An 18,805-nucleotide genomic window follows, 5' to 3' on the forward strand; every position below is an offset into this window, starting at 1 on the left:
TAATTCAAAAAGCCGGCATCCAGATGCCGGCTTTTTTGTTTTAAGGCTTTTGCGGGACGTTGTTTATTGTCTCTTTAACACCATCAAGCCTGCTAATTTGTTAAACAATTGGTAATAAGCTAGACGCTTCTGTTTTTTGGTGCTAACTTAGAATTCGTTTGGTCTTCAAACACTTTTCGGACCAAACACAATCCTCGCGTCAACCCGGCGCAGCCTGACGTAACGATCGTTTTCAACGACTTTTACCTTCATTGGCACTAACGAGCATATTTTCAATCATTAAGACCCACCGATATGAACCTAACGGAACTCAAAAATAAACCTGTCAGCGAATTGGTCGATCTGGCCGAACACATGGGCCTGGAAAACATGGCCCGCGCCCGTAAACAAGACATTATCTTCGCTATTCTCAAGGCCCACGCAAAAAGCGGCGAGGATATCTTCGGTGATGGTGTACTGGAAATATTGCAAGATGGATTTGGCTTCCTGCGTTCAGCCGACTCTTCTTATTTGGCCGGCCCCGATGACATTTATGTGTCGCCGAGCCAGATTCGTCGCTTCAACCTGCGCACAGGCGACACCATTTCCGGCAAAATCCGCCCACCAAAAGACAGTGAGCGCTATTTTGCCCTGCTGAAAATCAGCGACGTGAACTACGACAGACCGGAAAGCTCACGTAATAAGATCCTGTTTGAGAACCTGACGCCACTGCACGCCACCCAGCGTTTGCGTATGGAGCGTGGTAACGGCAGTACCGAAGATATCACCGCCCGGGTACTGGATCTGGCTTCCCCAATTGGACGCGGTCAACGCGGCTTGATTGTGGCACCACCTAAAGCCGGTAAAACCTTGCTGCTGCAGAACATCGCGCAAAGCATTGCCGCCAATCACCCCGAGTGTGTGTTGATGGTGCTGCTGATTGATGAGCGTCCGGAAGAAGTAACCGAAATGCAACGTCTGGTACAAGGCGAAGTGGTTGCCTCTACCTTCGATGAACCAGCCAGCCGCCACGTGCAGGTTGCCGAAATGGTTATTGAGAAAGCCAAGCGCCTGGTTGAACACAAGAAGGACGTGGTTATCCTGCTGGACTCCATCACTCGTCTGGCGCGCGCCTACAACACCGTTATTCCTTCCTCTGGTAAGGTTTTAACCGGTGGTGTGGATGCCAACGCCCTGCATAAACCCAAGCGTTTCTTCGGTGCCGCCCGTAACGTTGAGGAAGGTGGTAGCTTGACTATCATTGCCACCGCCCTGATCGATACCGGCTCTAAGATGGATGAGGTTATTTACGAAGAGTTTAAGGGCACCGGTAACATGGAACTGCACCTGAACCGTAAGATTGCCGAGAAACGTGTGTTCCCGGCTATCGACTTCAACCGTTCCGGTACCCGCCGGGAGGAATTGCTGGCCTCGCAGGACGAACTGCAAAAGATGTGGATCCTGCGCAAGATCGTGCATGAAATGTCAGAAATCGACGCCATGGAATTCCTGATCGACAAGTTATCCATGACCAAGACCAATAATGAGTTCTTTGATGCGATGCGTCGCCAAAAGAGCTGATTTTCTCTGCTAAACGCAAAAAGGCGCCTGATGGCGCCTTTTGTATTTTTAACTATTTCTTATTCCTGGTGATGCTTATACAAGGTCTGTATCAAGCGATCTTCTAATTCAAAGCGTTGCTCCATTGCCTGACCCAATTTGGATAAGTGGCGGTCAAAGCTCTGCATATTCTGATCCTCTTCAATGTCAGCGTACTGATCATTGAAGTCCAAGGCAGCATCCGTGGTCTCTGAAATGAGCGGATAGACCTCATCGGCTAGTTTTTTGCCCTGACCGTTAAGCTGGCTCTCTTCCATGATCCTGTCATAGAACTCAAAATGTCCGGCCGACACATAGTCCATCAATAATTCACAGAAATGTTCGATTGCATCATGATCTGGCAGCGCTTTATGTTCCCGCTCAAAAGGGGGCAATCCGGCCAACTTGCAGTAATGAACCAGCAATTCGCGTCTGGATTGCAGCCAGGTATCGATGGTTTGATGTGAACCACCCCATTTTTCTTGTGCTTGCTCTATTTTACTCAGCATAGAGTACTCCCTTCTTCGGTAGGGCACCGAAGCCTGTATTCTCGATATCGTTCTTAGAAGATCCATAATACTCGAATCCGATCCCTTGTCACCACTAACCGGATCTCGTCGGACCGATTCATAAAATCTTTCCCTTTGCCCATCCCTGTGTTCCAATTTCTGTCTAACTTACAGAAGTGCTACAGACAGATGTATCAATGCCCGCCTCAAGATGAACAAGCTTACTGGTTGATTTTTTCTCAGGATAAACTGGTACAACTTGGCGACCGTCCAGGCCTTATCCATGGCAGTTGGCTTGAGCTGCAGTTTGTTTCCGCCTACCAGGATGAAGTGCTGTTAGTGGGCCAGTTAGGGCAACACAATTGTTATCTTATCGACCTGGGACTAGAACAGCCCGCCCATGAGAGAGCCGAATTAGTCAGCCTCAGGGAAGCCATGATGCGCGAGGGCGAACAGGCTTTTGGGATCATGGCCAGAGCCTGGCAGCTGGCATTGTTCTACCGGACCCATCGCTTCTGCGGTCAATGTGGTAGCGCCATGCACAAAGTCGACTGGGAATTAGCAACCCATTGTAACCGCTGCCAGCATCGCTGTTATCCGCGCATCAGTCCCTGCATTATCGTGGCAATCCGTGATGGCAACAAAATCTTGTTAGCCAGGGGCTCTCGTCATAAGGAAGGCATGTATTCCACTTTGGCCGGCTTTGTGGAGAGCGGGGAAAGCCTCGAACAAGCGGTACATCGGGAAGTGATGGAGGAGGTAGGCGTGCGTGTCAGTAACCTTCGTTACTTTGGCAGCCAGCCTTGGCCTTTCCCTCATTCACTCATGGTTGGCTTTCTGGCTGACTATGACTCAGGCGATATTCAGGTGGATGGCGAAGAGATCCAGGATGCGCAATGGTTTAATTTCGATGCCCTGCCACTCATCCCACCGCCCTTTTCCATTGCCGGTCGTTTGATCCAGGCTTCAGCAGATAACTGTAAATAAACCGCAACAGGATCCTAAGTAAATAGCGGCATAGACGGCTATCAATTGCATGTATGGGGTCACAGGAAATAAAAAAGCCTTAACCCTGAGGGATAAGGCTTAAATATTTTAGCGTGGAGGTCCCGTATAACGGGCTTCTTTTATTTAGATTTCACTAGCGCACCGCTTTTATAGCAGACTTTATCGAAGCGGTGCAAGTTTTCTGGCCATTTATGGGATGAATGACAGTAAAGCCCCCCACAATCACAATTTTTGCTGATAGAATGCCGCCAATCTGGCCAGCTGGAACCGAAGAAACTGATGCAATCCCTTAAAAACGATCGTTATTTGCGCGCACTACTCAGACAATCAGTGGATATGACCCCTGTGTGGATGATGCGTCAAGCCGGACGTTACCTGCCTGAATACCGTGCCACTCGCGGCCATGCCGGCGATTTTATGTCATTGTGTAAAAATGCAGAGCTGGCCTGCGAAGTAACTCTGCAACCGTTGCGTCGATTCGAATTGGATGCCGCGATTCTGTTCTCAGATATCCTCACCATTCCTGATGCCATGGGCCTGGGTTTGTACTTCGAAACAGGTGAGGGCCCCCGCTTCGAGAGACCGGTCAGCTCTATGGCTGATGTACAAAAGTTGCCAGTGCCTGACCCTGAAGATGAACTTGGCTACGTGATGGATGCAGTGCGCACCATTCGAAAAGGCCTGCAGGGCCAAGTCCCGCTAATCGGTTTTTCCGGCAGCCCCTGGACATTAGCTACTTATATGGTCGAGGGCGGCTCCAGCAAGGCCTTTACCAAAATTAAGAAAATGGCCTTTAGCGATCCTGCCGCCTTGCATTTGCTGCTGGATAAGCTGGCCGATTCAGTGATTCTGTACCTCAATGCGCAGATTGCCGCTGGCGCCCAGTCGGTGATGGTGTTCGATACATGGGGTGGTGTGCTCTCTCCTCGGGATTATCTGGAGTTCTCTCTGCGCTATATGCACAAGATTGTCGATGGCCTTACCCGCGAAAATGAAGGGCGACGCGTGCCTGTTACCCTGTTTACCAAAAACGGCGGCCAGTGGTTGGAAGCGATTGCTGCCACCGGTTGTGATGCTCTGGGTCTGGATTGGACTACCGACATCACCGATGCCAGACGCCGGGTAGGCGACAAAGTAGCACTGCAGGGTAATATGGATCCATCTATGCTCTACGCCCCGCCAGCGCGAATCGAGCAAGAAGTGCAGCATATATTGGCCGGATTCGGCCATGGCGAAGGTCATGTATTTAACTTAGGCCACGGTATTCATCCTGATGTCCCACCAGAGCATGCCAAAGTCTTTGTGGACGCGGTGCATCAATACAGTAAGCAATATCACGGAGGCTAGCTGTGAATCCAAGGATGGGTTATCTCCTGGCCCTGTTATTGGGCGCGGGCATCGGCTGGGGGCTCAAATCACTCAGCCATGCACCACAACAAAGCGCTGATCTGCAAATGCCAGCAGCCCCAGAACTGGCACATCCGCAATCCAGTTCTGAGGTGGCAGATACTCCTGCGTCTACCTCATCGCTAACTACCGCAGAAACCAGCAAAAAACCGCTTACCTTGAAAGAAAAGGCAGCGCCTGCAGAAGCCGAAAAAGTGCAGAGTCAAGGTATGCTTGAAGTCGCACAAACCTTTGCAGAGCAGAAAGACTTTGCTCGTGAAAATGCGCAGGCAGAAATAGACTTTTCCCGCGACTGGCAGGACCAGGAAGAAGATTGGCAAATGCAGACTCAGATTTCTGATTTTCTGGCACTGCATCCCAAAGCCGCACAAATCCAGTTGCACAGCACACGCTGCAATACAAAAGGCTGTCAGCTGGTTGGCAAGGCTGAATTTGACCACAAAGTATGGGATGCCGTGCTCGAAGAGATGAAAGTCGCCGATTGGTGGGATTTTACCGGCACTACCAGCCATTCCTCTTCCGATGGTGACAACACCAAGTTCGTGCTTTATCTGGAACGCTAAACGGTCTGCTTAGGCATCTCTGGGCAGACCTTTTTCGATGCTTCTGACCAGGCGCTGCGTCAGGCGAATAGGCACTGTAGCCTGTTGATGTTTGGCCATTTGCTGGACCAGGGCCCAATCAATATGCTCTTTGACCAGCGGCGTTGCCGTGGCTTGTGCGCACTTCAACGCCGTCACTATAGCCTCATCATAAGGCGCGTTACCAAGCGCCACGGCGATATTGCGCTGCCAGCGCTCAAAGCCGATACGTCGAATCGCCGAACCCTCGGTATTTTTTAAAAAGGTCGCCTCATCCCAGGCAAACAAAATCAGCAGAGGTTGGTCCTTAAGCGCGGGACGGGCACGGAAATCCGCTTCCTCGGTAAGTTGCCCATAACGATTCCAGGGACAAATCAACTGACAGTCATCACAACCATAAATGCGGTTGCCAATCAGCGGTCTAAACTCTTCGGGAATGGCGCCTTTTAGCTCAATGGTCAAATAGGAGATGCAGCGTCTGGCATCCACTTTATAGGGGGCCACAATGGCCTGGGTAGGACAGATGGTTATGCAGGCGCTGCAACTGCCACAGCCTTCTGCTTGTGGTGTATCTACCGGCAAAGGCAGATTGATAAAAAGCTCACCCAGGAAAAACCAGGAGCCTGCTTCCCGGCTTAAGGTCAGACTATGCTTCCCGGTCCAGCCAATACCCGCCTTTTCTGCCAGGGCATGCTCCAGCACCGGCGCGGAGTCCACAAAAGGCCGGAAATCCAGCTCTTTTACCGCTTCCTGAATCTGCTCGCCCAACTTTTTCAGACGATTACGCATCAACTTGTGATAGTCGCGCCCCAGGGCATAGCGGCTGATATAGGCAAGATCAGGCTGCTTAAGGGTTTTGGCAAAGCCGGCATCGGGCGGCAAATAGTCCATGCGCACACTGATTACTCTGAGCGTACCGGGTAACAGCTCTGCCGGACGCGCTCTTTTCAGGCCATGTTCGGCCATAAATTGCATCTCGCCATGCATGCCTTGGTCGAGCCACTGCTGCAGCTTTTCCTCATGAATGCTGAGATCCACATCGGCCACGCCCACATGCTGGAACCCTAGCGCTTTGCCCCAGCTCTTGATATTTTCAAACAAAGACTGCAACGCTTGCTGGGACAACTGTGACATTAAACACCTATCAGGCCCTGAAAATGCCGCCAAGCTTAGCACACAAAGTGTATAGCGCAGAGACGGTGCGCAGCCAGGAGCCGCTGGCTGCCGAGCAGGCGGCTGTCCCCATGTATGATTTGATGGAGCGCGCCGGGGCGGCTGCATTTGATTGTCTTAAGCAGGCATTTCCCAAAACCAAACGAATTCTGGTATTGGCCGGTCATGGCAACAACGGCGGTGATGGTTTTGTGGTCGCGCGTTTGGCCAAAGCCGGAGGGATGCATGTGACGCTGTGCCTGGTAGGCGATATTAATAAACTGACACCAGATACCACCACTGCCAGAAAAAAATGGCTGGATTGCGGTGGTACAGTGGGCAGCTGGCCACAGCCCGATCAGGCTTTCGATCTGATCGTCGATGCCATGCTGGGTACAGGCATCCAAGGCAAAGTGCGCGAGCCTTATCAAATTGCCATTACCTGGGTAAATCAGTCGTCATTGCCAGTGCTAAGCATTGATTTACCCTCGGGGTTGAATGCCGATACCGGAGCCCCCTGCGGCGAGGCAGTGCGGGCCAGCCATACCATCTCTTTTGTGGGTGTGAAGTCCGGCCTGGTCACCGGACGGGGCAAAGGTCATTGTGGACAATTGCATTTTACCGACCTTGGTATTGGCAACACTTTCAATACCCTGGCAAAGCCAGTGGCAATGACCATTGGTTTTGACAACCTCGCTTCGTTACCTAGGCGCGCTATCAGTAGCCATAAAGGTGATCATGGCAAACTCCTTTGTATCGGCGGTGGACCGGGATTAGCCGGGGCGATGCGCCTTTGCGCCGAGGCTGCCCTTCGCAGCGGTGCAGGCTTAGTCAAAGTGCTTTGTCATCCCAGTTGCCGGACTCTGGTTGCTCAGGGACGCCCGGAAATCATGCTCGCAGATGAAGAGGACTATCAAGTCTTGTTTGATTGGGCAGATGGCTTTGCCATTGGTCCAGGACTGGGCCAATCAGACTGGGCCAAAACGTTGTTTACGCAGTTGATAAGTTATCAGCAGCGGCGGCAAAAACCCATGGTGCTGGATGCCGATGGCTTAAACCTATTAGCCAATTTGCCTGCCAAGCTTGCAGCAACCGCACTAATCACACCCCATCCAGCAGAGGCAGCCAGGCTGCTTGAATGCACAACATCAGCCATCGAGGATGATCGCTACAAGGCAATCCAAGCCCTGGCCGACCGCTTTGATGCACAAGTGATCCTTAAAGGGGCCGGTAGTCTGATTCAATCTGAGCATCAATGTTTCGTCTGTCAGGACGGTAATCCGGGGATGGCCGTCGGCGGCATGGGGGACACTCTGACCGGCATTGCCGCCGGTTTGATGATTCAGGGTATGCCAGTCTCTGAGGTGGCCAAGTTAGCCCCTTGTTTACATGCAAAAGCCGCCGATATGGCTGCCGAAGCCCAAGGGGAACGTGGTATGATGGCCAGCGATTTACTGCCCTATGTGCGTACCCTGGTTAACCGATGAAGTTGCAATTTCACTTACAAGACGAACAAGCCACGTTGGCGCTTGCAGCCAAAGTCGCGAAAGCATGCGAGACAGCCACCGTCATTTACTTACATGGCGACCTGGGGGCGGGAAAAACCAGTTTTTGCCGGGGATTTATCCAGGCCTTAGGTTATACAGGACGGGTCAAAAGCCCTACCTATACGCTGGTAGAACCCTATCAGGCAGGGCCTTGGCGTATATTCCATTTTGATCTTTACAGGCTGTCTGATCCCGAAGAACTGGAATTTATTGGTATACGTGATTACTTTGAAGAAGACTGCTTGTGCCTGGTGGAATGGCCAGAGAAGGGCCAAGGCCTCTTGGCACCCGCGGACTTGCAGATTAACATAAGCATATTGGATGCTGGACGAACCATCGAGCTGGAAGGCCTGTCAAAGCAAGGTCAAGCGCTAATACAACGATTATAAGAGCCCATGGTAAATCTCACCCGACATCTTTGGAGTCTGTTGCTGGTCACGCTACTTGCCCTGACCAGTCTGCCTGCCTTGGCCGAAAATAAGGTGGACAGCGTACGGATCTGGCCTTCGCCCAATAACACCCGCGTGGTGTTCGATATGCAAGCGCCTCCTGAATACACTTACTTTACCCTGAGCAATCCCTCCAGACTGGTGATTGATCTCTCCGGCACCAAGAAAAGCCTGGATCTCACCAAGATAAAAAGCGACAGCAAGCTACTCAAAGGCTTGCGCTACTCCAATGCCAAAGACAATCAGTCCATTCGCGTGGTTCTGGATTTAAAAGAAGCTGCCGATACCCAGGTCTTTGCTTTGGCGCCCACGGCGCCCTACGGCAACCGTCTTGTGGTCGACTTGGGGAGTAAGTCTGAGAATCAGGTCGTGGCGGTAAAACAAAGCAATACCGGCGCCCACCGGGACGTCATTATAGCCATTGATGCCGGTCACGGCGGTGAAGATCCTGGCTCCATTGGCCGCGCCGGCAGCTACGAAAAGAACATCACCCTGAGTATTGCCAAGATGCTGGCCGAACGTATCGATCGCACCCCGGGGATGCGCTCGGTGATGATCCGTAGCGGCGATTATTATGTTGGCCTGAATAAACGCACCGAAATTGCCAGACGCAGCAAGGCTGACTTGTTAATTTCCATCCATGCCGATGCCTTCACCACCCCTCAGCCTCACGGCGCTTCGGTATGGGTATTGTCTATGCGTCGGGCTAACTCAGAGCTGGGTCGGTGGATGGAGAACACCGAAAAACACTCAGAACTGTTAGGTGGTGCCGCCGAGGTGATCCAAAATACCGCCAGTGAACGCTATTTGACCCAAGCGTTATTGGATATGTCCATGGATCATTCGCTATCCACCAGTTATGAAGTCAGTCGTGAGATCCTTAAAGACCTCGATAAAGTCACCAAGCTGCATAAAAACGACCCCCAGGCCGCCAGCTTGGCAGTGCTGACCTCGCCGGACATTCCCTCGATTCTGGTAGAAACCGGCTTTATCTCAAACCCCACTGAAGAGAAAAACCTGAACTGGGACAAGCATCGTCAGTCATTGGCAAACTCCATTTTTGTGGCGGTGGAGCGTTACTTTAAGCGTGTACCGCCGGACGGCACATTGTTTGCCCAGGTTAAGCGCGACAATCGCACCCATAAGGTGTCTTCTGGTGAATCCTTGAGCCTGTTAGCGCAACGCTACAATGTGCCGGTCAGCCGTATCAAGGCAGTCAACAATCTGGACTCCGATATTGTTCGCATCGGCCAGGTGCTGATGATCCCCCAGTAAGTCGCAGACCATTTTGCCGATTCAGATCCTCCCTGCTCGTCTTGCTAACCAAATCGCCGCCGGTGAAGTGGTGGAGCGCCCAGCGTCGGTGATCAAGGAATTGGTGGAAAACAGTCTGGATGCCGGCGCCACCCGTATCGAAGTAGAAGTAGACAAAGGCGGTCACAAACGCATTTTGGTCCGCGATAACGGCAGCGGCATAGTGCAACAAGAACTGGAGTTGGCCTTGAGCCGCCATGCCACCAGCAAGATTGCCAGTCTGGATGATTTGGAAGCCATTATGAGCCTGGGTTTTCGCGGTGAAGCCCTGGCCAGTATCAGTTCGGTGTCACGCCTGAGTCTGACTTCCCGGCCACAAGCCCAGGAACAAGCCTGGCAGGCCGCCTGCGAGGGCCGTGATATGGCAGTAAAACTGATGCCGGTGGCCCATCCACAAGGCACCAGCGTGGAAGTACTGGATTTGTTTTTCAATACCCCGGCCAGGCGCAAGTTCCTGCGTACTGAAAAAACCGAATTCAACCATATCGATGAAGTGATCAAACGTATCGCCTTAAGCCGCTTCGATGTCGCCTTCAGCCTCAAACATAACGGCAAACTGCTGCGTAACTTCCCGGTTGCCGACAATGACAAGGCCAGACTGAAGCGGGTAGGACAAGTCTGCGGCGGCAACTTTGGCAACGATGCCATGCTGGTACAAAGCGAATTTCAGGGGCTTAAGTTATGGGGCTGGGTGTTACCCTCGGCCGTGGGCATGGCCGATCAGCAATATTGTTACGTCAACGGTCGTATGATGCGCGACAAGTTGGTTAATCATGCGATTCGCCAGGCGTTTGAAGGCTGGTTGCCACCCGAAGGCCATGCCGCCTATGTGCTGTATCTGGAGCTAGATGCGCGCCAAGTGGATGTGAACGTGCACCCTGCAAAACACGAAGTACGCTTTCATCAAGCCAGGATGGTGCATGACTTTATTTATCGGGCCATTACCGATGTGCTGGAACGCCCATTAAACGAAGCGGACAGCGAAAATACACCTCCGCAAGTGCACAGTCTGCCAGCGGTTGAGCCAAAACATGACTACATCACACCGCTTCGACCCAAGGTTGGTGAGGCGACAAGTGGATACCGGACAAGCCGGGACGTATCCAGTGCCGCTGCAAGCGCCTACCAAAGCTTAATGCGCCCAGCCGCGCCGGTCACTTCTGCACAGACTCAGACTGTCGACCAATGGATTCTGGTCAAAGCCAAATGGCTACTCCTGATGCTGGAGAACGATTGCTGCCTATTACCCCTGTATAAACTGGAACAATACAAAATGCTGCAGCAGTTCAGCACGCGGCCTGTCAGTCAGCCCTTGCTAATGCCTATCGCCATTGCTGGCGACGACAGGCTGCTGAGTCTGGCCAGGGAGAAACGCGAAGAATGTCGCGCTTTAGGCCTGGATATCGCCACGCTGCCTAACAAAGTGTTACTCAAGCAGGTGCCCGCAGGCTTCAGACAAACGGACTGGGCAAGTCTGTTGCCACGGGTACTGGAATCTGCCGAAGGGCAATCTAAATATTGTCTGGTCCAGGGTTTGGCCGCAAATGACAAAGAGTACCAACAGGCACAGGCCCAAGCCTTACTCAGTTGGAGCCAACAGCACTTTGGCAGTCAGTGGCAGCGCCAGCTCGCTGCCTGGTCCAAAGCACTGCCCCTGGAGCAATGGCTAGATGAATAACCAAGCATTACCACCGGCCATTTTTTTAATGGGCCCCACGGCATCGGGTAAAACCGACCTGGCCATTCGCCTGACCCAAACGCTGCCCTGTGAAATCATCAGTGTCGATTCGGCGATGATTTATCGAGGTATGGATATCGGTACCGCCAAACCCAGTGCCGAAGAATTGGCACTGGCACCGCACAGACTGATTGATATTCTCGACCCGGCAGAGTCCTATTCTGCGGCCGATTTTCGTGCCGACGCCCTGCGCGAAATGGCCGATATCCGCGTCAACGGCAATATTCCGCTGTTAGTCGGGGGCACCATGATGTACTTCAAGGTGTTACTGGAAGGCATATCGCCCTTACCCAGCGCCGATGCCGATATTCGCGCAGAGATTGAACAGCAGGCAGAGCAAAACGGTTGGCAGACACTGCATGACGAGCTCGCCGCAATCGATCCGGTTGCCGCCAATCGCATTCATCCTAATGACCCCCAGCGCCTGACCCGTGCACTGGAGGTCTATCGACTTACCGGCCAGTCCCTGACCACACTGACCGAACAGCAGGGCGAGCCGCTGCCTTACCGGGTAAGCCAATTTGCCATTGCCCCAGCCGATCGCGCCGTACTGCACAACCGGATCGCCCTTCGTTTCGAACAGATGATCGCGCAAGGCTTTGAAGAAGAAGTAAAAAAACTATACACGAGGAAAGATCTACATCTAAACTTGCCCTCTATAAGGTGTGTAGGATATCGTCAGATGTGGGAGCATCTTGACGGCAGGTATGACCATGATGAAATGGTATACCGCGCTATAGTAGCCACCAGGCAACTGGCAAAGCGGCAGTTAACGTGGTTACGCAGTTGGCAATCCGTCCATTGGCTGGATACTTTCGCCGAAGATAAGCTGGATCGGCTGGTCGCTTTGTTCACCCGGGAACAAGCATAGGTGCTTGCCTATACAGCCCAGACAAAAGCTGTATAATCGCTGTGCAGGCTCGTAGATATAATAAAAATAAAGGATAAGAAAGATGGCAAAAGGCCAATCGCTGCAAGACCCTTTTCTGAACGCACTGAGAAAGGAACGTGTTCCAGTATCTATCTATCTGGTTAACGGAATCAAGTTGCAGGGTCAGGTAGAATCCTTCGACCAATTCGTGATTTTGCTGAAAAATACCGTCAGCCAGATGGTGTATAAGCATGCCATTTCCACCGTAGTGCCGGCGCGTCCCATTACGATGGTTGCTAACGGCCAGTCAAACTCAGATAATGACGAGGATTAACTCGTCCATCAGGAGATGATGCTTGTTTGACCGTTATGAAGCAGGTGAGCAGGCTGTACTGGTACACATAGAATTCCCCGACGAAAACAGTAGAGAAGATCTGCATGAACTGCAGATGCTCGTGTCATCGGCCGGTGTAAACGCCCTCGAGGTGGTCACCGGCTCCCGATCCAGACCCGATGCCAAGTATTTCGTTGGAAGCGGCAAAGCCGAGGAAATCGCTCAGGCGGTGCAAGCCACCGGTGCCGAAGTGGTGATTTTCAATCATTCCTTGAGTCCATCCCAGGAACGCAACCTCGAAAAGTTATGCAAATGCCGGGTATTGGACCGCACGGGTTTAATTCTGGATATCTTTGCCCAACGCGCCCGAACCCATGAAGGTAAACTTCAGGTAGAGCTTGCGCAATTGAGGCATATCTCCACTCGCCTGATTCGCGGTTGGACGCACTTGGAAAGGCAAAAAGGCGGTATCGGCCTGCGCGGTCCCGGTGAAACCCAGTTGGAAACCGACCGACGTTTACTGCGCGTGCGCATCGACAATATCCTGCGTCGTCTGGCCAAGGTGCAAAAACAACGAGAACAGAATCGTCGTGCTCGCAGCCGTGCTGAAATTCCGACCGTATCGTTGGTGGGCTACACTAACGCCGGTAAATCGACCTTGTTTAACACCCTCACCAGCGCCGGTGTGTATGCGGCCGACCAACTTTTTGCTACGTTGGATCCCACGTTACGCAAGATTCAGTTGCAAGAAGTCGGACCGGTAATGTTGGCCGATACGGTTGGTTTTATCCGTCACCTCCCCCATGATCTGGTAGCGGCCTTTAAAGCGACGCTGCAGGAAACCCAGGAAGCGGATTTGCTGCTGCATGTGGTGGACTATTCGGATGAGCAATATAAGGACAATATAGATCAGGTGGCTGACGTATTGGCCGAGATCGATGCCGGCGATATTCCCCAATTAATGATTTGTAACAAGATCGACAGGCTCGAAGGCGTGGAGCCCCATATCGATCGTGACGACGAAGGTAAACCCGTTCGCGTCTGGCTATCCGCCCAGCAAGGCCTTGGAAAAGAACTTCTTTTCAGTGCCCTGACTGAATGTCTTGGCAACAGTATGGTAGAGTACCGCTTGCGCATTCCGCCCAAGGAAGGAAAACTACGAGGCGCTCTTTATCGTATGCATTGTATCTCGTCGGAAAGTTATGACGAGGAAGGCGGCTGGTTGGTGGATGTACGCATGCCGCTGAGCGATTGGAACAGGCTGGCGAAAAATGTCGCCACAGACCTGCCTTCCTACGTAATCACCAATCACTAAACAATTTTTTTCAATACGGAGACAGCGATGGCTTGGAATGAGCCCGGAGGCAACAACAACGATCCCTGGAAGAATCGCGGCAGTCGCGATCAGGGTCCACCGGATTTGGATGAAGTATTCAAGAAATTCTTCGACAAGCTAGGTGGTTTCGGTGGCGGTAAAAAGTCATCAGGAAAAGGCTTTGGCGGTATCGGCCTGGGTCTGATTGCCGCTATTCTGGTAGCCGTGTGGTTTATCAGTGGCTTTTATACCCTTAAAGAGGCCGAGCGCGGCGTGGTACTGAGATTCGGTAAGTTTCATACCTTTGAAGAGCCCGGTCTGCGCTGGAAGCCTACTTTTATTGACAGTGTTACCGCGGTTAACGTGCAATCTATTCGCTCCATGCCCTCGTCCGGCTTTATGCTGACCGAGGATGAAAACGTAGTGCGCGTAGATATGGAAATCCAATACCGGGTCACCGACCCCTACAAGTACACCTTCTCGGTAATGGAGCCTGACGAATCACTGCGCCATGCTCTGGACAGCGCCATTCGTTATGTGGTCGGTCACTCACTGATGGACAACATATTGACCCGTGGTCGCGAAGTAGCCCGTCAACAAGTTTGGGAAGAGCTGAACAGCATTATCACGCCCTATGACATGGGTATCACCCTGTTAGAAGTAAACTTTAAGGATGCCCGTCCGCCAGAAGAGGTTAAGGCCGCGTTTGATGACGCCATTGCCGCTCAGGAAGACGAACAGCGCTTTATTCGTGAAGCCGAAGCTTATGCCCGGGAAATCGAACCGCGAGCCCGTGGTCAGGTAAACCGTATGGAGCAGGAAGCCCAGGCCTATAAGCAACGTGTCATTCTTGAAGCCCGCGGTGAAATAGCCCGCTTTGAAGAGTTGTTACCACAGTATGTGGCGGCGCCAGAAGTTACCCGTCAGCGTCTTTATCTGGAAACCATGGAAGAAGTCTATAGTAATACCAGTAAGATCCTGGTGGACTCCACTGGCAGCAATAACATGATGTACCTGCCGCTGGACAAGATCCTCGAGCGTCAGGGCAACATTGTGCCAAGTGCCGCAGCCAACTCACTGGAAAGCCTGCGCGGAGTGGTTGACTCCAGCGTCAGCGTTAACAGTAACAATAACTCATCGCGCAGCGACAGATTCCGCAGTGGTAGGGAGTAAGACATGAGAAGTTTTAGTATCGCCCTTATCATCGTCCTGGTTATGCTGGGTTTTGGCTCCATCTTTGTGGTGGAAGAAGGCTATCGCGGTATCGTGATCCAGTTTGGTAAGGTACAAAGAGACAGCGAAACCGGAGAAACTACCGTATTCGAACCCGGTATTCACTTTAAGCTGCCTTTCATCGACACCGTGCGTGAACTCAGCGCCAAGGTACAAACTCTGGATGACGGGGCCAATCGCTTCGTTACTGCCGAGAAAAAAGACCTGATCGTGGATTCCTACGTGAAATGGCGCATCAAGGACTTTGCCAAGTACTACCTGGCCACCGGTGGTTTTAAAGATCGTGCCGAAGCGCTTCTGAAACAGAAGGTCAATAACGGTCTGCGTAGCGAATTCGGTAACCGCAAGATCTCTGAAATCGTCTCCGGCGAACGTTCCGAGCTGATGGCGCAAGCCATGAAGCAGTCTGCCGAAAGTGCGGTGGAGTTGGGTATTGAAATCGTCGATGTGCGGGTCAAGCAAATCAACCTGCCATTGGAAATCAGTAACTCCATCTTCCAGCGTATGCGCGCAGAGCGTACTGCTGTGGCCAAGGAGCACCGCTCGGAAGGTCAGGAGCAGGCTGAGATCTTACGCGCCGATATCGATGCCAAGGTCACGGTAATGCTGGCAGATGCCGAGCGTAACGCCCGTAAACTGCGCGGTGAAGGAGACGCCGAAGCCGCAGGCATTTACGCTAATACCTATAACAAGAATCCTGAGTTCTATAGCTTCCTGCGCAGTATGGATGCCTATAAAAAGAGCTTCAGCAATAAGCAGGATGTATTGGTATTAGAGCCCAAGAGTGACTTCTTCCGCTATATGAAAGACATCAAAGGCAAAGAATAAGCCACCTAACTTAAATGAGCCGGCACTTGCCGGCTCTTTTGTTTTGAGCAAGACCATGTCCTACAAACACTTTTACCAACGATTCTTATCTGCTAATCGAGGCAAACAACACTTTGCCTGCCACAGCCATCATTACTGGCCTGATGTGACCCGAGACGCCACGCTCAAGTATTGGGACGACTCCGCAGCCATGGTGGACGATAAGTGGTATCACCTGTTTGCAGAGAAATTGCCTGCGGTACAAAAGCATATCGCAGGCATTCTTAACACCGGCCATCCCCACCAGATTGCTTTTGCGCCTAATACCCATGAGTTGGTGATGCGCATACTAAGCTGTCTGGACTGGCAAAAGCCGCTGAAGATCCTGACCACCGACAGTGAGTTTCATAGCTTCAGTCGGCAAATCAATCGTCTGGCGGAAAATGGCAATATTCAGGTAGAAAGAATTTCTACCCTGCCCTTTGATAGTTTTGAAAGCCGCTTTAGAGCAGCGCTGCAAGCTCAGGAATGGGATTTGGTGTTCTTCAGCCAGGTCTTTTTTAACTCGGGTCTGGCGGTGAGCGACCTGGAGGGGTTAGTTAACGCGGCGCCTGATAGCGCTATTGTCTGTATCGATGGCTACCACGGTTTTATGGCCATGCCCACCGACTTATCCAGGATTGCCCATCGCGCTTTTTACCTGGCCGGTAGCTACAAATATGCCCAGGGTGGCGAAGGCTGCTGCTTTGTGCATGTGCCGGTGGGTTGCACCCTGCGCCCTGCCTATACCGGCTGGTTCGCCGAATTCGGCGAGCTGGACGCAGTAAAAACCGGACAAGTCGGCTATAGCCTGGATGGTATGCGCTTTGCCGGTTCGACCATGGACTTTAGCGCCCTGTATCGTTTGCTGGCGGTCTTTGAACTCTTCGCTACACAAGGGCTGGATGTGCCAAAGATCCATGCCTATGTGCAAGACCTTCAGCAGGCCTTCCTAAGCAAATTGGAGAGCATTAATCACCCGCAGCTAAATCGCGCACATTTGCTGGTGCAGGATTTATCCCATCACGGCCATTTCCTGACCTTTAAGCTGGATAGCGCCGATATCGTGCAGGCCCTGTCTGCTCATCTGCGCCAGCATGGCATTGTCACCGATGCCAGGGGTGACCGCTTGCGCTTCGGCTTCGCCCTGTATCATGATAAGGCTGATTACAACCTCAGCTGCCTGGAGAAACCCTATGTCTGATGCCTTTTGGCTGGCCATGGCCCTGCTTTTGGTATTTGAAGGTATCGGTCCCATGCTATTTCCCAATCGCTGGCAAAAGGTGATCCGGCAAATCAGTAGCCAATCCCCCCAACAATTGCGCAGTATGGGCGGTGTCATGGTGGTTATCGGTCTGGTTTTATTATGGTTTTTAAGCAATTCCGTGGCGTAGCCGGAAAACAGATGATCTGGCTGGTCGAAATTTGATAGAATCCCCGCCTAATTTTCTGACCACTTTTTATTCATGGCTAAAAACGTTGTAGTGCTCGGCACCCAATGGGGTGATGAGGGTAAAGGTAAGGTTGTCGACCTGTTAACCGACAAGGCTCAATATGTGGTGCGCTATCAAGGCGGCCACAACGCTGGTCACACCCTGGTGATCGGTGGCGAGAAGACGGTATTGCACCTGATCCCCTCTGGCGTACTGCGCGCCAACGTCAAATGTGTTATCGGCAATGGTGTAGTACTCAGCCCTGAAGCGCTGATGAAAGAAATCGCCATGCTCGAAGAGCGCGGCGTACCGGTCAAAGAGCGCCTGGTGATCTCCGAAGCCTGCCCCCTGATCCTGCCCTACCACGTGGCCCTGGATCTGGCCCGTGAAAAGGCCCGTGGTAATAAGCCTATCGGCACCACTGGCCGTGGTATCGGCCCGGCTTATGAAGACAAAGTGGCTCGTCGTGGCCTGCGTGTTGGCGACTTGTTCTGTAAGGATACTTTCGCCACTCGTCTGAAAGAAATCATCGATTTCCATAACTTTGCGCTGACCCAGTATTACAAGGTCGAGCCGGTTAACTACGAAGAAGTACTGGAAAAAACCCTGGCCATTGCCGATGTGCTTAAAGCCATGGTCGTTGACGTACCGGATATGCTGGATAAGGCCCGTCTGCGTGGCGATGCCATTATGTTTGAAGGCGCCCAGGGCACGCTGTTGGATATCGACCACGGTACCTATCCCTATGTGACCTCTTCCAACACCACTGCCGGTGGTGTGGCCACTGGTGCTGGTTTTGGCCCGCTGCATCTGGACTATGTGCTGGGTATTGTTAAGGCCTATACCACCCGCGTGGGCTCTGGTCCTTTCCCTACCGAGCTGCACGATGATATTGGCGCGCATCTGGGTACCAAGGGGCATGAATTCGGCGCCACCACAGGTCGTAAACGTCGTACCGGCTGGTTCGATGCAGTCGCTATGAAGCGCGCGGTGCAAATCAACAGCATCAGCGGTTTCTGCCTGACCAAACTGGATGTACTGGATGGTCTTGAGACCCTGAAAATCTGTACCGGCTATAAAGATGCCGCCGGCAATATCCAGGATGTACCACCGATGGCCGCAGACGGCTATGAGAAGGTCACCCCGGTCTATGAAGAAATGCCGGGCTGGACTGAAAATACCGTGGGCGTGACCCGACTCGAAGATTTGCCTCAAGCCGCACGTAACTATATTAAGCGTATCGAGGAAGTCACCGGTGTACCGGTGGATATCGTCTCTACCGGTCCGGATCGCGTAGAAACCATTATCCTGCGCCACCCATACGACGCCTAAACGCAGAAGACCATCCAAAAAGCCGCTTTCAGCGGCTTTCAGATTGATGATAAACCCCACCATTTTGGTGGGGTTTTGTTTTTTAGGGCCATCCAGTGAGTTTTCCGTGGCTCCTTACCTATTGATGGGATCGGCTGATTTTTTCTTAAGCGTGATTG

Annotated in this window: 18 protein-coding genes; 16 read left to right on the forward strand and 2 right to left on the reverse strand. The window is 52.2% G+C overall.

Annotated features, from left to right (window positions below; translation table 11 throughout):
* Positions 1 to 294 precede the first annotated feature (294 nt).
* On the forward strand, positions 295 to 1,560 hold the full coding sequence (gene rho, locus P2G88_RS19210) for a transcription termination factor Rho (RefSeq protein WP_275799198.1): 1,266 nt from the start codon (positions 295 to 297) through the stop codon (positions 1,558 to 1,560).
* 59 nt (positions 1,561 to 1,619) lie between these two features.
* Here the strand turns inward: rho and rsd are convergent, their stop codons facing one another.
* Positions 1,620 to 2,087, reverse strand: a complete 468-nt coding sequence (gene rsd, locus P2G88_RS19215; protein WP_275799202.1) for a sigma D regulator — start codon at positions 2,085 to 2,087, stop codon at positions 1,620 to 1,622.
* Positions 2,088 to 2,276: 189 nt separating this feature from the next.
* Here rsd and nudC point away from each other — a divergent pair, with 189 nt between their 5' ends.
* The 3 genes from nudC (at position 2,277) to P2G88_RS19230 (ending at position 5,065) form a co-directional block, all read left to right on the forward strand.
* Positions 2,277 to 3,074 (forward strand): NAD(+) diphosphatase, encoded by a 798-nt coding sequence (gene nudC / locus P2G88_RS19220; RefSeq protein ID WP_275799205.1) that lies wholly within the window; start codon positions 2,277 to 2,279, stop codon positions 3,072 to 3,074.
* A gap of 300 nt (positions 3,075 to 3,374) precedes the next feature.
* Positions 3,375 to 4,442, forward strand: coding sequence for a uroporphyrinogen decarboxylase (gene hemE, locus P2G88_RS19225; protein WP_275799208.1), 1,068 nt, complete (start codon positions 3,375 to 3,377; stop codon positions 4,440 to 4,442).
* A 2-nt stretch (positions 4,443 to 4,444) separates the two neighbouring features.
* Positions 4,445 to 5,065 carry a hypothetical protein gene (locus P2G88_RS19230; RefSeq protein WP_275799211.1) on the forward strand — a complete coding sequence of 207 codons (621 nt, stop codon included), beginning with the start codon at positions 4,445 to 4,447 and terminating at the stop codon, positions 5,063 to 5,065.
* Between the two features lie 9 nt (positions 5,066 to 5,074).
* Here P2G88_RS19230 and queG read toward each other — a convergent pair whose 3' ends face one another.
* The gene (queG, locus tag P2G88_RS19235) at positions 5,075 to 6,217 is read right to left on the reverse strand and encodes a tRNA epoxyqueuosine(34) reductase QueG (protein WP_275799214.1); all 1,143 of its coding nucleotides are present in this window, start codon (positions 6,215 to 6,217) and stop codon (positions 5,075 to 5,077) included.
* Between queG and P2G88_RS19240 the strand changes: the two genes are divergently transcribed.
* The 12 genes from P2G88_RS19240 to P2G88_RS19295 all read left to right on the forward strand — a co-directional run bounded on the left by P2G88_RS19240 (position 6,211) and on the right by P2G88_RS19295 (position 18,647).
* Entirely contained in the window at positions 6,211 to 7,722 is a 1,512-nt protein-coding gene (locus P2G88_RS19240; protein WP_275799218.1) for an NAD(P)H-hydrate dehydratase, read from the forward strand. The genes queG and P2G88_RS19240 overlap by 7 nt on opposite strands.
* A complete protein-coding gene (gene tsaE / locus P2G88_RS19245; RefSeq protein ID WP_275799232.1) occupies positions 7,719 to 8,171 on the forward strand; it encodes a tRNA (adenosine(37)-N6)-threonylcarbamoyltransferase complex ATPase subunit type 1 TsaE in 453 nt (150 codons plus the stop codon). Before P2G88_RS19240 ends, tsaE begins: the two co-directional genes overlap by 4 nt.
* Positions 8,172 to 8,177: 6 nt before the next feature.
* A complete protein-coding gene (locus P2G88_RS19250) occupies positions 8,178 to 9,506 on the forward strand; it encodes an N-acetylmuramoyl-L-alanine amidase (protein WP_275799236.1) in 1,329 nt (442 codons plus the stop codon).
* 13 nt (positions 9,507 to 9,519) lie between these two features.
* Positions 9,520 to 11,223 carry a DNA mismatch repair endonuclease MutL gene (gene mutL, locus P2G88_RS19255; protein ID WP_275799238.1) on the forward strand — a complete coding sequence of 568 codons (1,704 nt, stop codon included), beginning with the start codon at positions 9,520 to 9,522 and terminating at the stop codon, positions 11,221 to 11,223.
* Positions 11,216 to 12,154 carry a tRNA (adenosine(37)-N6)-dimethylallyltransferase MiaA gene (gene miaA, locus P2G88_RS19260; RefSeq protein WP_275799241.1) on the forward strand — a complete coding sequence of 313 codons (939 nt, stop codon included), beginning with the start codon at positions 11,216 to 11,218 and terminating at the stop codon, positions 12,152 to 12,154. The genes mutL and miaA overlap by 8 nt, the downstream gene beginning before the upstream one ends.
* Positions 12,155 to 12,236: 82 nt before the next feature.
* Entirely contained in the window at positions 12,237 to 12,488 is a 252-nt protein-coding gene (hfq, locus tag P2G88_RS19265) for an RNA chaperone Hfq (protein ID WP_275799244.1), read from the forward strand.
* Positions 12,489 to 12,510: 22 nt separating this feature from the next.
* Positions 12,511 to 13,803, forward strand: coding sequence for a ribosome rescue GTPase HflX (gene hflX / locus P2G88_RS19270; RefSeq protein WP_275799246.1), 1,293 nt, complete (start codon positions 12,511 to 12,513; stop codon positions 13,801 to 13,803).
* A 27-nt stretch (positions 13,804 to 13,830) separates the two neighbouring features.
* On the forward strand, positions 13,831 to 14,976 hold the full coding sequence (gene hflK, locus P2G88_RS19275; RefSeq protein ID WP_275799247.1) for an FtsH protease activity modulator HflK: 1,146 nt from the start codon (positions 13,831 to 13,833) through the stop codon (positions 14,974 to 14,976).
* A 3-nt stretch (positions 14,977 to 14,979) separates the two neighbouring features.
* Complete coding sequence (hflC, locus tag P2G88_RS19280; RefSeq protein WP_275799250.1) at positions 14,980 to 15,864, forward strand: protease modulator HflC; 885 nt, start codon at positions 14,980 to 14,982, stop codon at positions 15,862 to 15,864.
* Between the two features lie 55 nt (positions 15,865 to 15,919).
* Positions 15,920 to 17,086 carry an aminotransferase class V-fold PLP-dependent enzyme gene (locus P2G88_RS19285; RefSeq protein WP_275799253.1) on the forward strand — a complete coding sequence of 389 codons (1,167 nt, stop codon included), beginning with the start codon at positions 15,920 to 15,922 and terminating at the stop codon, positions 17,084 to 17,086.
* Complete coding sequence (locus tag P2G88_RS19290; RefSeq protein WP_275799256.1) at positions 17,079 to 17,276, forward strand: DUF2065 domain-containing protein; 198 nt, start codon at positions 17,079 to 17,081, stop codon at positions 17,274 to 17,276. Before P2G88_RS19285 ends, P2G88_RS19290 begins: the two co-directional genes overlap by 8 nt.
* Before the next feature lie 72 nt (positions 17,277 to 17,348).
* Positions 17,349 to 18,647 (forward strand): adenylosuccinate synthase, encoded by a 1,299-nt coding sequence (locus tag P2G88_RS19295; protein ID WP_275799260.1) that lies wholly within the window; start codon positions 17,349 to 17,351, stop codon positions 18,645 to 18,647.
* Positions 18,648 to 18,805 lie beyond the last annotated feature (158 nt).

Origin of the sequence: Aliiglaciecola sp. CAU 1673 (genome assembly GCF_029223185.1) — a bacterium.
Taxonomy (GTDB): Bacteria; Pseudomonadota; Gammaproteobacteria; order Enterobacterales; family Alteromonadaceae; genus Bowmanella.